Source organism: Microbacterium sp. K35, assembly GCF_004794375.1.
Lineage (GTDB): Bacteria > Actinomycetota > Actinomycetes > Actinomycetales > Microbacteriaceae > Microbacterium > Microbacterium sufflavum.
In genome coordinates, this window is record NZ_SSDM01000178.1 from 1 (window position 1) to 12,610 (window position 12,610).

12 protein-coding genes and 1 pseudogene are annotated in these 12,610 nt (G+C 71.3%); 6 read left to right on the forward strand and 7 right to left on the reverse strand.

Annotated elements, in window-relative coordinates; genetic code table 11:
* Positions 1-697, reverse strand: a 697-nt coding sequence (locus tag DW299_RS06860; RefSeq protein WP_136036143.1) for an SGNH/GDSL hydrolase family protein, incomplete at its 3' end; no start/stop codon positions are given.
* Positions 698-751: 54 nt separating this feature from the next.
* Between DW299_RS06860 and DW299_RS06865 the strand changes: the two genes are divergently transcribed.
* Complete coding sequence (locus DW299_RS06865; protein WP_136030505.1) at positions 752-1,279, forward strand: cytochrome C5; 528 nt, start codon at positions 752-754, stop codon at positions 1,277-1,279.
* A gap of 9 nt (positions 1,280-1,288) precedes the next feature.
* Here the strand turns inward: DW299_RS06865 and DW299_RS06870 are convergent, their stop codons facing one another.
* From DW299_RS06870 to DW299_RS06895, 6 genes are all read right to left on the reverse strand, one after another.
* Positions 1,289-2,155 (reverse strand): alpha/beta fold hydrolase, encoded by an 867-nt coding sequence (locus DW299_RS06870; protein WP_136036144.1) that lies wholly within the window; start codon positions 2,153-2,155, stop codon positions 1,289-1,291.
* A 64-nt stretch (positions 2,156-2,219) separates the two neighbouring features.
* Entirely contained in the window at positions 2,220-3,224 is a 1,005-nt protein-coding gene (locus tag DW299_RS06875) for a magnesium and cobalt transport protein CorA (RefSeq protein ID WP_136030501.1), read from the reverse strand.
* Between the two features lie 397 nt (positions 3,225-3,621).
* The gene (locus DW299_RS06880) at positions 3,622-4,416 is read right to left on the reverse strand and encodes an SDR family NAD(P)-dependent oxidoreductase (RefSeq protein WP_136036145.1); all 795 of its coding nucleotides are present in this window, start codon (positions 4,414-4,416) and stop codon (positions 3,622-3,624) included.
* A gap of 248 nt (positions 4,417-4,664) precedes the next feature.
* Entirely contained in the window at positions 4,665-5,687 is a 1,023-nt protein-coding gene (locus DW299_RS06885) for a Gfo/Idh/MocA family protein (RefSeq protein WP_136036146.1), read from the reverse strand.
* Positions 5,684-6,730 carry a Gfo/Idh/MocA family protein gene (locus DW299_RS06890; protein WP_136036147.1) on the reverse strand — a complete coding sequence of 349 codons (1,047 nt, stop codon included), beginning with the start codon at positions 6,728-6,730 and terminating at the stop codon, positions 5,684-5,686. Before DW299_RS06890 ends, DW299_RS06885 begins: the two co-directional genes overlap by 4 nt.
* Positions 6,727-7,896: an ROK family transcriptional regulator gene (locus DW299_RS06895; protein WP_136036148.1), complete on the reverse strand. Its 1,170-nt coding sequence runs from the start codon at positions 7,894-7,896 to the stop codon at positions 6,727-6,729. The genes DW299_RS06890 and DW299_RS06895 overlap by 4 nt, the downstream gene beginning before the upstream one ends.
* 188 nt (positions 7,897-8,084) lie before the next feature.
* Between DW299_RS06895 and DW299_RS06900 the strand changes: the two genes are divergently transcribed.
* The 5 genes and pseudogenes from DW299_RS06900 to DW299_RS06920 form a co-directional block, all read left to right on the forward strand.
* On the forward strand, positions 8,085-9,326 hold the full coding sequence (locus DW299_RS06900) for an ABC transporter substrate-binding protein (protein ID WP_136030491.1): 1,242 nt from the start codon (positions 8,085-8,087) through the stop codon (positions 9,324-9,326).
* Positions 9,327-9,394: 68 nt separating this feature from the next.
* Positions 9,395-10,300: a carbohydrate ABC transporter permease gene (locus DW299_RS06905; RefSeq protein WP_136030489.1), complete on the forward strand. Its 906-nt coding sequence runs from the start codon at positions 9,395-9,397 to the stop codon at positions 10,298-10,300.
* Positions 10,297-11,202: a carbohydrate ABC transporter permease gene (locus tag DW299_RS06910; protein ID WP_136030487.1), complete on the forward strand. Its 906-nt coding sequence runs from the start codon at positions 10,297-10,299 to the stop codon at positions 11,200-11,202. Before DW299_RS06905 ends, DW299_RS06910 begins: the two co-directional genes overlap by 4 nt.
* 19 nt (positions 11,203-11,221) lie before the next feature.
* Positions 11,222-12,256 carry an NAD-dependent epimerase/dehydratase family protein gene (locus tag DW299_RS06915; protein WP_136036149.1) on the forward strand — a complete coding sequence of 345 codons (1,035 nt, stop codon included), beginning with the start codon at positions 11,222-11,224 and terminating at the stop codon, positions 12,254-12,256.
* Positions 12,256-12,610, forward strand: a pseudogene (locus tag DW299_RS06920) (dihydrodipicolinate synthase family protein); the annotation flags it as partial. The gene DW299_RS06915 and the pseudogene DW299_RS06920, both read left to right, overlap by 1 nt.

Sequence of the window (12,610 nt, forward strand, 5' to 3'; positions counted from 1 at the left end):
CGAGCAGCGGCAGGGTGCGGCTGCCCGCGGGCGTCAGGCCGAGGGTGCGCGCGAGTTCGAGTGCGAGCGCCGCGTGCCCGGCCGCGTTCGGGTGGAACGGGTCGCCCATCAGGCCCCACGGCACCCCGCCGTTCCCCAGCTCGGCGTAGCGGGCGTACTGGTCGACCAGGAGCACGTCCTCCTCCGCGGCGACGCGCCGCACGGCCTCGGCGAACTCGGCGATCCGCGACCGCTCCGGGGCGTTGAGGCCGTCCACCGCGGGCGGCGTCTGCACCACCACGACCGCGTCGAGGTCGCGCGCACGCCGCACGAACTCCCGCAGCGACTCCGCATACTCGGCGGCCGAGAGCACGGGGCGCTCGCCGCCGGTCGACACATCGTTCGTGCCGATCATGAGGGTCACCACGTCGGGGTTCCAGGAGGCGACGCGGCGGTCCCAGTCGTCGAGGATGTCGGCGATGCGGTTGCCGCTGATCGCCGAGTTGATCACGATGTCGCGCACGCGGGCGAGCTCGCCGCGGATGAGCTCGTGCAGGTGCTCGGGGTAGCTGCGTCCGCCCTGCGTGTGCACCAGCCCGTGGGTGATCGAGTCGCCCGTGATCAGCCAGTTCAGCGGCGCCGGATCGGCCAGGGCGGCGGTGAGGCGCTGGAGGTCGGCGGTGGCGGAAGCGGGGGCGGGGGATTCGGCGTTCGGCACGGCTCCGAGCCTATCGGCCGACCACGGCGACCCCGGATGCGGGAGACTGGACGGATGACCTCGTCTGCGCTCGACCGTCTCCTCGCCCGCATCGCCGACTCCGGTCTGCTCGACGACCCCGTCGCGGAGAACGGCCTGGTGTACGGCCGCGCCGGGATCGACGCGGCGGGCGCCACGGTCTCGGTGAACGTCGATCCGGAGCTCGACGAGCACGACGAGGTCGACGATGACGCGCTGGTCGCCACGCTGGAGCGCGTGCTGTCGGTGAACGAGTCGCGGTGGCGGGCGATCGTCGACGAGGTCGCGTCGGACATCGACGACGCGGTGGACGACGAGCCCGTGGTCGAGCAGATCGATCTGCGCGACGACCTGGAGGCCACGTCGGTCGTGGTGTTCGCCGATGCCGTGCTGCTCGCGTTCGTCGCTCCGAAGCAGTTCCCGGAGTCGCGCATCCTGGTGCAGCTCGACGAGGAGTTGGAGGTCGACGGCGTCGAGGTGCGTGCGCTCGACGGCTCCGAGACGATGGAGTTCGACACCCTCGACGACCTCCTCGACGAGATCAGCCGCTCCGACGAGGACTGAGCGCCCTCGTCATCCCGCGTCGAGCACCTCACGGAGCGTGGCGGCGAACGCCTCGGGCTGGCCCGCATAGCCGGACTCCCCGCCCAGGAAGCCGCCGTGGTGGCTGGGGAAGACGGTCGCCTGCTGGCCCAGCCGTTCGGCCAGCGCGAGCGCGGTCCGTCCGGTGTACCCCGTCAGCGACTCCTCGCCCACCGCCACCACGATCCGCGTCGGTGCCGCCTGTAGCGCCGCGATGTCGGGCGTGTAGTCGACGACCGCCCACGACCGCTCCGACAGCAGCGGATCGTCGCGGGATCCGTCGTCGTCGGCGGGCATCCCGAAGGCGGCGGGGTCGGGCAGCGGCTGCGCGAGGAACTCCTCGGTGAACTCGCCCTCCCACGAGGTCATCGCCAGGAAGCCCGCCATGCCGGCGCCCCAGCCGCGGTCCTGATACGCGCGGGTGTAGGCGGCCCTGGCGCGGCGGGCGGCCTCGGCGTCGGGCAGCACCGCATCGATCGGCGGCTCGTGCGCGACCAGGGTGGCCACGTCGTGCGGGTGGGCGGCGACCAGGGCGAGCGCCGTCACCGCGCCGCCGCTGCTCGCGAACAGGTCGACCGGTCCGGCGCCGAGCGCCTCGATCAGCGCGTGCACGTCTTCCGCCTGCGTCTCCGGCTCGTTGGTGACGCCCCCGTCGTGCCGCACGCTGCGCCCCAGGCCGCGCGGGTCGTACGTGATGACGGTGCGGTCGGGGAAGAGCGCCACCTGGGCCTGGAACCCGCTGGCGTCCATCGGCTGACCGATCATGACCAGCGGACGGCGCCCGTCGGCCGTGGGCAACGGGCCGTGCACGTCGTACACGAGATCCACGTCGGGCAGTTTCAGGATGTGCTGCGTCATGTCGATCTCCTTCGCGCGTCCCCGTGGATCGTACGTGCCGTCACGGACGTTCCACCAGGGGCGGTCACAGCCACTTCTTGTACTTGAACACCCCGTAGAGGCCCACCGCGAACGCCGCCATCGCTCCGATCGCCATCGGGTACCCGAACGCCCAGTGCAGCTCGGGCATCACGTCGAAGTTCATGCCGTACACCGTGCCCACGAGCGTGGGGGCGAAGATGATCGCCGCCCAGGAGGAGATCTTCTTGATTTCGTCGTTCTGCGCCAGGCCCGCCTCGGTCTGCCGCCGCGCGACCAGCGCCGAGTGCACCGTGAGGGCGTTCTCCAGGATCGCGCGGAACGAGTCCACCCGCTCGTTGACGCGGATCGTGTGGTCGAGCACGTCGCGCAGCGACCGCTGCAGCTCCTCGTCGATGCGGTACTTCTCCGACCCGCGGCGGAGCCACTCCAGCATCCCGCTGAGGGGGTGCACGGCGCGCTGGAAGTTGATCACCTCGCGGGACAGCTCGTAGATGCGGCGGGACAGTGCGCTGTCGTCCGCGCCGTCGCCGAACAGCTGGTCCTCGATCTCGTCGATGTCGTTGAGCAGACCGGCGACGATCGGCTCGTAGCCGTCGACCACCTCGTCGAGGATCGCGTACAGCACGGCCTCCGGTCCCATCGCCAGCAGCTCCGGGTTCGCCTCCATGCGGGAGCGCACGGCGGCGAGGTTGGGCGACTCGGCGTGCCGGATGGTCACCACGAAGTCGGGCCCGACGAACAGGTGCAGCTCGCCGAACTCGATCGACTCCTCCTTGTCGCGGTAGCGGGCCGGGCGCAGCACCGCGAACAGGGTGTCGCCGTAGCGCTCCACCTTCGAGCGCTGATGCCCGGAGAGCGCGTCCTCCACGGCGAGGGGATGCAGGTCGAACTCGCGGGCGACGGACTCGACCTCCGCCGGGCTGGGGCGGTAGAGGCCGATCCAGGCGATGCCGCCCGCCGCGTCGAGCATGCGGTAGGTCTCGTCCAGGTTCCTCGGGGTCTCCACGCGACGTCCGTGGACGTACACGCCGTTGTCGATGAGCGCCATGATGCGGCTCCGTTCTCGCGAGCGCACGGCAGCGGAGGCTCCGTGCGCGGATTCGTCAGGGGGCGGGAGACGCCGCCGACGGCTGCGGAACAGGACGTGCGGACGCGGACCGGGAGGTCAACGCGAGAACGCAGGGAGTCGCGACGCAGCGAGGGCGGCGTCGTTACTATCGTCGGACATCGCCATCACCGCCTTCCGGACTCTCGGGGGTCACACGACCCGACGTGCCAGCATACTCCCGGAACCTGGACGGGGGCGCGGCAGTGGTTCGATCGTCCGGACAGACGCATCCATGCCATGACGCAGAACTCCTCCGCGGCCGACGACCTCACCGTCTTCGCGCCCTGACGCGGCCCCAGGTCCCGGCGGCCCGCGACCGGGATCGATCGCAGGCCGACTACGGGAGGATCGCGTCGATGTAGCCGCCGTCGACCCGCACCGCGGCCCCGGTCGTGGCCGACGCGAGCGGCGACGCGAGGTACGCGACCATGTGTGCGATCTCCTCGGGCTCGATCAGCCGCTGCAGCAGCGACTGCGGGCGGTGCAGGCGCATGAACTCGCGCTGCGCCTCGTCCCACGGCAGGTCCGGGTCGACGAGGGAGTACACGAAGTCCTCCACGCCGCCCGTGTGGGTGGGCCCCGCGAGCACCGAGTTCACCGTGACGCCGGTGCCCGCCGCCTCCTTCGCGAAGCCGCGCGACACCGCCAGCAGCGCCGTCTTCGACATGCCGTAGTGGATCATCTCCGCGGGGATCACGACGGCGGAGTCGCTGGCGATGTCGAGCACCCGCCCCCAGCCGCGCTGCATCATGCCCGGCAGCGTCGCCCGGATGAGTCGCACGGCGGCGAGCACGTTCACCTCGAAGTAGCGGCGCCATTCGTCGTCGGAGATGTCGAGTGCCGGGGTCGCGCCGAAGATCCCGAGGTTGTTCACCAGCACGTCCACGTCGCCCGTGGCGTCGAGCACCGCCGCGGCGCCGTCGTCGGTGGTGACATCGCCCGGCGCGGGCACCAGGCTCCGCTCGGGATTCTCCTCCCGCAGCTCGGCGACCACCGCCGCGACCGTGTCGGCGCTGCGGCCGTTGACCGCCACGCGGGCTCCGGCGTCGGCGAGGGCCGTGGCGATGGCGCGGCCGATGCCCTGGGTGGAGCCCGTGACGAGGGCGGTCTTTCCGGTCAGGTCGATGCGCATGCTGCTCCTCCGTGTCGGTGCTGTCTGCTGCAACACCACCGCGCCTCCATCCATGCCCGCGCACCTCCTCCCGCGGGCGTGAGCCGTGTGCCGGGATCGAAAAGGTGCCGGGGGCGGGCTCCGCGGGGACGGTTTCGATCCCGCGTCGAGCGGGTGTGTCCGCCGCGGTGGTGCCAGGGTCGAAAAGGTGCGTGTGCGGTGCCCTGAAGGCGCGATTCTGACCCCGCATCGAGCGGGTGGGGGACCGGCTAGAGGTGCACGACCTCGCCGTCGCGGGCGGCGGAGGCCTGCGCGGCCTTCACGATCTCGACCGTGCGGATGCCCACCCCGGCGTCGGGCTGCGGCTGACGGCCGTCGCGCACGGCACGCACGAACTCCTCCAGCAGCAGCGCGTCGAGGTCGGCGCCGACCGGGCTCCAGGTCTCACCGTGCGCGTCGTGCCCGGCGACGCCCTTCGCGAACGGGCTCACGGTGACGGTGCCGCGCTCGGCGACGACCTGCAGCGTGAGGCCGCCCCACGTGGCCGAGCTCATCGGCCAGCTCCAGGAGCAGTCGATCGTGGCGGCCACGCCGCCCGGGTACTGGATCGTGACGAGCCCGCCCGTCTCCACCGACAGCTCGCGCTGCGCGTGCAGCACCCGGTTCGACACGGCGCGCACGGACGCCGCTCGCTCGCCGAGCAGCTCGTCGAGCAGGTCGGCGCAGTGGACGACGTGGTCGACGAGCGCGCCGCCGCCCGCGAGCTCGGGGTCGGTGAACCAGGCCCTGTCCTGCGGGAGCTTGCCGTTGTTGATGCCGGTCACGCCGAGGATGCGCCCGAGTCGTCCGCTGCGCAGTTCGGCGATCGCGTCGCGCACCGCGGGGGAGAACCGCACGGGATAGGCGACCATGAGCAGCACACCCGCGGTCTCGCACGCGTCGCGCATGGCGATCGCATCCTCGACCGTGGTGGCCAGCGGCTTCTCGCACAGCACGTGCACGCCCGCCGCCGCAGCACGCTCGACGAGGGCGCGGTGCCGGGAGTTCTCGGCCGCGATCACGACGGCGTCCGGCTTCCACGCGAAGGCCTCGTCGTACGTGTCGACGTAGGCCACGCCCAGCTCGGCGGCGAGCTCGGCGCCGCGGGGAGCGTCGTCGGGCGCGGCCGCGCCGTCGGGGTCGGTCGCGATGAGCTCGACGCCGGGCATCTCCTTCAGCGCGTGCACATAGCTGAGGGCGTGCGTGTGCGCGAACGACAGGACGGCGATGCGCAGCGGGGCGGGGGCGGTCATCGGGTGGCCTCCTCGGTGGCGGGCGCGGCGGGATCGGGAGCGGTGGAGTCGGCCGCGGCGGCCTCCCCGGGGAGGGCGACCGCGGAGCCCGAGGCGATGGAGGCGTAGGCGGCCTCGGCGACCGCGACCGCGGCGATCCCGTCGGCGGGGGCGACGCGCGCCGCACGGCCCTCGCGGATCGCGGCCACGAAGTCGGCGATCTCGGCGTAGTACGGGCTCTCCTCGGGCGACATCGGCGGCAGGTAGTCGGCGTCGCCCTCGGGCACCACGGCGTCGGTGCGGAGGGTGTGGTCCTCGGCGCTGTCGTACCGCAGACGGCCCGCCGATCCCGCGACCTCGACGCTCGTGCGGAACGGCATGCCGGGCTGCGCCCAGCTCGCGTGCAGGTGACTGAGCACCCCGTTGCGGTGGGTGAGCACGACGTGCGCGGTCACGGGCGCGGGCACGCGGTCGTCCACCGTCGGCGGGTTCTGCACGGCGTAGACGCTGGCGACCGGTCCGGCGAACCACAGCGCCTGGTCGATGTCGTGGATCATGAGGTCGCGGATCACGCCGCCGCCCGCCCGCTCGGAGAAGAACCACCCGGTCTGCGGCGCGGAGCCCGCACGGCTGAACCGCTGCACCGCGAGCTCGCCCACGTGCCCGGCCTCGATGCCCGCCTTGATCTGCGCGTACTCGCCCATGTACCGCACGACGTGCGCGGGGAACAGCCGGACACCGGCGCGAGCGGCGGCCGCGGTCACCTCTGCGGCGGCCTCGGCGGTCGCGGCGAGCGGCTTCTCGCAGATCACGTCGCGACCGCGGGCGATGGCGCGCAGCGCGAAGTCGGCGTGCGTGCTGCTGGGCGTGACGATGTCGACCAGGTCGACCAGCTCGATCAGCGCGTCGACGTCGGCGACCAGCTCGAAGCCGTACTCCGCGGCGATCTCCTCGGCACCGTCGAGCGAGGTCACGTAACCCCGCACGCCCAGCGCCCGCCACGCGTCGGCGTGCACGCGGGAGATGCCGCCCGCGCCGATGAGTCCGACTGTCAACGTGCTCACTGCTTCTCCTCGGTGTCGTCGCCGGTGACCGGCTCGTGCGGCAGGGGGGTGATGGGCGGGGCGGGCATGTCGTCGATGCCGGAGATCTCGGCGGGGTGCCGCTGGAACGCGTGCACGACCGCACCGTGCGCGGCGGCTTCCGCGCCCAGTCGCGCCTCGGCGACCGGCACCTGGAACGGCAGCCCGAGGTGCCCGGGGAGTGCGGCCCGCAGCGGGTCGAGCAGTTGCTCGTGCGCCGCCGAGAGTCCGCCGCCGATGACGACCATGGCGGGATCGACCGTGAGGATCAGCGTGGCGATGCCGTGCGCGAGCTCGTCGATGAACGCGTCGAGCTCCTCGCGTGCCCCGGGGTCGCCCTCCCGCGCGAGGGCGAACACCTCTGCGGCGGTGGGGGCCGTGCGCCAGGGGATCTGCCCGGTCTCGCTGTTGAGTCCGCGGAAGGCCAGGCGTCCGATGTCGCCCGCCGCGTTGTGGATGCCGCGGCGGGGGCGTCCGCCGAGGATGAGGCCCATCGCGATGCGGTTGCCGACCGACAGGTAGATCACGTCGTCGACGAGCTGCGCGACCCCGAGGTGGTGTTCCGCGACCGCGGCGAGACGCACGCCGTTGTCGACGGCGACCGGGCACCCGAACGCGTGCCGCAGCTGCGATCCGATGTCGATGCCCGACCACTCGGGGATGACGACCGAGGTGGTCACGCGGCCGGCGTCGTCGACGAGCCCGGGGAGGGAGACGCCGACGGCGCGCACCTGCGACGCGGGGATGCCGGTGTCGGCGAGGGTTCCGCGGATGTGGGAGATGACGGCGGCGAGCTTGGCGGCCCCGTCGGTCTGCGCCGAGACGCCGGGGTAGGTGCGCTGGGCGATGACCGCTCCGGCGAGGTCGGACAGCACGACCCGCACGCTCGCGACGCCGATGTCGACGCCCACGACGGTGCCGGCGGCGGCGTGGAACGCGTACCGGCGGGCGGGTCGTCCGGCCCCTCCGCCGTTCTGCGCGGGCGCGTCGACCAGCAGCCCGGAGTCGCTGAGCACGGTCACGGCGTTCTCGACCGAGGTGCGGGAGACCTCCAGCGAGCGGGACAGATCGCTCACGGTCGCCGGTCCCGTGTCGCGCAGCTGGAGGGCGCAGCGCGCCACGATCGACAGCGGACTCGTCACGCCCATGTGCGGTGCCTCCTTCGTCCCCGTCGTTGGTGCGATCAAATTAGCACACCCGGTTCTCACATCGTGTTTTGTCGTTGACGATCGAGAAACACGCTGGAAACAAGCGTCTGAGAACTTGTACTTGACGAATTATCCCAGCCCAATGTCATAATGAACCGTACTCAGCACGGTTTACGCAAAGGAGCACCATGCGCGTCAGCAAGATCACCGGCGTCGTCGCGGGAGTCGCGGCCGCCACCCTGTTGGCCGGATGTTCGGCCGGCGGAGGCACCACCGCAGAGGGCGAGCAGGACATCACGGTCTGGCTCTACCCGGTCATCGCCGACGAGGCGGTGCACAAGGACTTCTGGGACTCGACCATCGAGGCGTTCGAGAAGGAGAACGAGAACGTCAACGTCTCCTACGAGATCTTCCCGTGGGCCAACCGCGACGAGGCCCTCCAGACCGCGATCGCGGCCGGCAAGGGTCCCGACGTCGTCTACCTCATCCCCGACCAGCTCGCCGCCTACCAGAAGTCGATCGCGCCGCTGAACGACCTGCTCAGCACCGAGCGTCAGGACGACCTGCTGCCCAACGTCAAGGAGTCCGTCACGATCGGCGGCGACATCCTCGGCGCCCCCATCCTCACCAGCGCCCAGCCGCTCATCTGCAACGCCGCCGCGTTCGAGGCCGCCGGCGTGACCGAGTACCCCGAGACCTGGGACGACGTCGCCGAGATGGCACCCGCGTTCGTGGAGAAGGGCATGTACGCCCTGAACTACCCGGCCTCCGCCGAGAACACCCTCAACCTCACCTACTACCCGCTGCTGTGGCAGGCGGGCGGCGAGGTCTACACCGAGGACGGCGAGGTCGGCTTCGACAGCAAGGCCGGCGAGAAGGCGCTCACCTTCCTCACCGACCTGGCCGAGGAGGGCGCGCTCGACCCCGAGGCGCTCACCACCAACGTGCCGCTCGAGCAGACCGCGATCGCGCAGGGCAAGGTCGCCTGCACCTGGAACAACGCGGTCACCGAGGTCGCGCCGTTCTGGGGCGAGGAGAACGTGAAGGTGCTCGCGCCGCTCAGCGACAAGGAGTCCGTCGCGTACGGCACCGTCGGTTCGCTCTCGGTGCTCAAGGGCTCGAAGGCGAAGGACGCCGCCGCCGCGTTCGCCGAGTACGCCACCGGCGCCGACGTGGTCGAGCCGTACCTGACCGCCGCCGGCTACTTCTCCGCGCTCAGCACGACCGAGCCGCTGTACGCCGACGACCCGCTGCTCGGCGAGGTCGAGAAGTACGTGCCCGACACCACCGTCGGTCAGCTCGACGCCAGCTCCCGCGCCCTGATGGGTGTGCTGTCGCCCGAGATCCAGGCCGCCCTGCTCGGCCAGAAGTCGCCCGCCGACGCCCTGAAGGACGCCGCGGCCGCCGCAGCCCCGCTGCTGCAGAAGTGAGGCGACGGGGGCGTGCGGACACCCGCCGCACGCCCCCTCCTCTCCGCCCCCGACGTGAGGAAACGACAATGACGACGGCCACCACGGCACCCAAGCCCGCAGGGCGCGTCGCCCGGGTGCTCGCCCGGCGGGAAGCGCGCATCGCGTTCCTGTTCGTGCTCCCCGCCTTCCTGCTGTTCATCGCCTTCCGCTTCGGCCCGAGCATCGCGGGCGTGGCGCTGAGCTTCTTCGACTACGACATCTCCGGCGAGATCGCGTGGCGCGGACTCGACCACTTCCAGCGCCTGGTCGCCGATCCGCTGTTCTGGCGGGCGCTCGGGACCACCGTCATCTACACGGTGCTGGCGGTGCCGATCGCGCTCGTGCTGTCGACCGTGATGGCCCTCGGCGTGCGACGGGCCTTCCGCGGCGCCCGCTTCTTCCGGTCGATCTTCTTCCTGCCCGTCATCACCTCGCTGGTGCTCGCCGGCTCGATCTTCGTGTGGATCTTCTCGGCGAACGGCCCCTGGTCGGCCCTGATGGCCCCGCTCGGGCTGGGCGGCTCGTGGCTCGGCAGCACCGTGCTCGTGATCCCCGCGATCGTCGTGGTGGGCGTGTGGTCGCGGTTCGGCTACGGGATGATGATCCTCATCGCGGCGCTGCAGGACGTGCCGCGTGAGCTGGAGGAGGCCGCGCTGGTCGACGGCGCGAACGCCTGGCAGCGGTTCCGGTGGATCATCCTCCCGCACCTGCGCCCCACGTTCTTCTTCCTCGCGGTCATCGAGACCACCGCGGCCTTCCAGGTGTTCGACGTGATCTACGTGATGACCCAGGGTGGTCCGGCGAACGCCAGCTACTCGCTTGTCTACCTGCTGTACGACCAGGGCTTCCGCTACTTCGACTACGGCTACGCGGCCGCCGTCGGCGTCGCCCTGTTCGTCATGACCCTCGTGGTCGCCCTCATCCAGCGCCTCGTGATCGGAAAGCAGAAATGACCGCTCTCCTGCAGCCCCCGACGCAGACCGCCGCGCCGACCCCGCAGCCCGCGCCCCGCAAGCGCCGCTCGTTCCGCGCGCTGGAGCCCACCGGCTGGGGCGTGGTCGTGCGGTGGATCTGGCTGAGCCTCGCGGGCATCCTCAGCTTCTTCCCGTTCTATGCGATGGTCGTGCTGAGCCTGAAGCCCGGCATGGTCGTCGAGCTCCCCGGCTCGCTGCTGCCCTGGACGGACATCTCGTTCGACTCCTACGCGCAGGTGCTCGGCGGTCAGAACATCCTCGGCTGGCTGTTCAACACGCTCGTCTACTCGCTCGTGTCGGTCGTGGCCGTGCTGTTCCTCTCCGCGCTCGCCGGATACGCCTTCGCCAAGAAGCGCTTCCGCGGCAAGGAGGTCATGTTCTGGTCGTTCCTGGCGATGGTCATGGTGCCGTTCCACGTGACGCTGATCCCGACGTTCATCCTGATGGCGAACCTCGGCGGCATCGACACCTACTGGGGCCTGATCCTGCCGACGCTCGCGAACGCGCAGGCCGTGTTCCTGATGCGGCAGTTCATCCAGGGGCTGCCCGACGAGCTGTTCGAGGCGGCACGGATCGACGGTGCGGGGGAGTTCCGCATCTTCCTGCGGATCGTGCTGCCGCTGTGCAAGCCGATCCTCGCCACCCTCGGCATCTTCGTGTTCCTGTGGCACTGGAACGACTTCCTGTGGCCGCTCATCATCGCCAAGTCGAACTCGATGTTCACCCTCACCGTGGGCATCTCGTCGCTGCAGCAGCAGAACGTGCCGCTCAGCACCATGCTCGCCGGCTCCGTCGTGGCGCTGCTGCCCATCTTCCTCGCGTACCTGATCGCCCAGCGGTACGTGCAGGAGGGCGTGACCGGCACCGGGATCAAGGGCTGAGAAGAAGGGAAAGCACCACATGACTCAGCACAGCTTCGCCTCCGAGGCCGAGCTCGAAGAGGCACTGGCCACGCCGAGCGACGCGCTCGTGGCCGACCTGGCACGCGGATCGGGCGACCTCGTGATCCTCGGCGCCGGCGGCAAGATGGGCCCGACGCTCGCGATGCTCGCGCGCCGCGGGATGGACGCGGCCGGCCGGAAGGACGACGCCGTGTACGCGGTCTCGCGCTTCGGCGACGCCGCGATCCGCGAGCGCCTGGAGGCCGCGGGCGTGACCGTCGTGCCGTTCGACCTGATCGAGAACGACGACTTCTCCGTCCTTCCCGACGCCCCCCACGTGGTGTTCATGGTCGGCGCGAAGTTCGGTGCGGCGACCAACGCGTCGTGGGCGTGGGAGGTCAACGCCGCCCTGCCCGACCGGGTGGCCCGCCGCTACCGCGACAGCGCGATCGCCGTGCTGTCCACCGGCAACGTGTACCCGTTCGTGCCCGCGTCGTCGGGCGGCGCGTCGGAGGACGTGACCCCGGCGCCGATCGGCGAGTACGCCCAGTCGTGCCTCGGACGGGAGCGGGTGTTCGAGTTCGGTGCGCAGGAGCGCGGCACGAAGGTCGCCATCATCCGCCTGAACTACGCGGTCGACCTGCGCTACGGGGTGCTGGCCGACATCGGCACGGCCGTGCACGCGGGCGAGCCCGTGTCGGTCGCCACCGCCAACGTCAACGTGATCTGGCAGGGCTACGCGAACGAGGTGGTGCTGCGCAGCCTCGTGCACGCGTCGACCGACCCGTTTGTCATCAACCTCACCGGACCGGAGCTGCTGAGCGTGGAGTCGGTCGCCCGCGGTTTCGGCAGCCTGTTCGACCGCGAGGTCACGATCGTCGAGGAGCCGCAGCCGACCGCGCTGCTCAGCGACGCCCGCCGCTGCATGGCCCTGTTCGGCTACCCGTCCGTGTCGGCCGAGGAGCTGATCCGCATGCAGGCCTCCTGGATCGACGCGGGCCTGCCGATGATCGCCAAGCCCACCAAGTGGGCCGTGCGGGACGGGAAGTTCTGATGCCGTCGTCGTCCGCCGACACCGCGACCGTGCCGGTGCTGCGACCCGAGGCCGCGGCCACGCTCGCGCGCGGTGCCGTGATCCCCGCGCACCCGCTCGCGCTGACGGCCGACCGCACGCTCGACGAACGCCGCCAGCGCGCCCTGACGCGCTACTACCTCGACGCGGGCGCCGGTGGTGTCGCGGTGGGGGTGCACACGACCCAGTTCGAGATCCGCGACCCGGAGCACGCCCTGTTCGAGCCCGTGCTCGCGCTCGCCGCGGAGGAGCTCGACGCCCGCGCGGGTGCCGAGGTCGTGCGCATCGCCGGTGTGGCGGGTGGCACGGCGCAGGCGGTGGCCGAGGCCGAGCTCG

Coding starts and splice junctions, on each gene's coding strand:
- DW299_RS06865 (WP_136030505.1), top strand. CDS start 752: ATGACCTCGTCTGCGCTCGACCGTCTCCTCGCCCGCATCGCCGACTCC.
- DW299_RS06885 (WP_136036146.1), bottom strand. CDS start 5,687: ATGACCGCCCCCGCCCCGCTGCGCATCGCCGTCCTGTCGTTCGCGCAC.
- DW299_RS06900 (WP_136030491.1), top strand. CDS start 8,085: ATGCGCGTCAGCAAGATCACCGGCGTCGTCGCGGGAGTCGCGGCCGCC.
- DW299_RS06870 (WP_136036144.1), bottom strand. CDS start 2,155: ATGACGCAGCACATCCTGAAACTGCCCGACGTGGATCTCGTGTACGAC.
- DW299_RS06895 (WP_136036148.1), bottom strand. CDS start 7,896: ATGGGCGTGACGAGTCCGCTGTCGATCGTGGCGCGCTGCGCCCTCCAG.
- DW299_RS06905 (WP_136030489.1), top strand. CDS start 9,395: ATGACGACGGCCACCACGGCACCCAAGCCCGCAGGGCGCGTCGCCCGG.
- DW299_RS06915 (WP_136036149.1), top strand. CDS start 11,222: ATGACTCAGCACAGCTTCGCCTCCGAGGCCGAGCTCGAAGAGGCACTG.
- DW299_RS06875 (WP_136030501.1), bottom strand. CDS start 3,224: ATGGCGCTCATCGACAACGGCGTGTACGTCCACGGACGTCGCGTGGAG.
- DW299_RS06910 (WP_136030487.1), top strand. CDS start 10,297: ATGACCGCTCTCCTGCAGCCCCCGACGCAGACCGCCGCGCCGACCCCG.
- DW299_RS06880 (WP_136036145.1), bottom strand. CDS start 4,416: ATGCGCATCGACCTGACCGGAAAGACCGCCCTCGTCACGGGCTCCACC.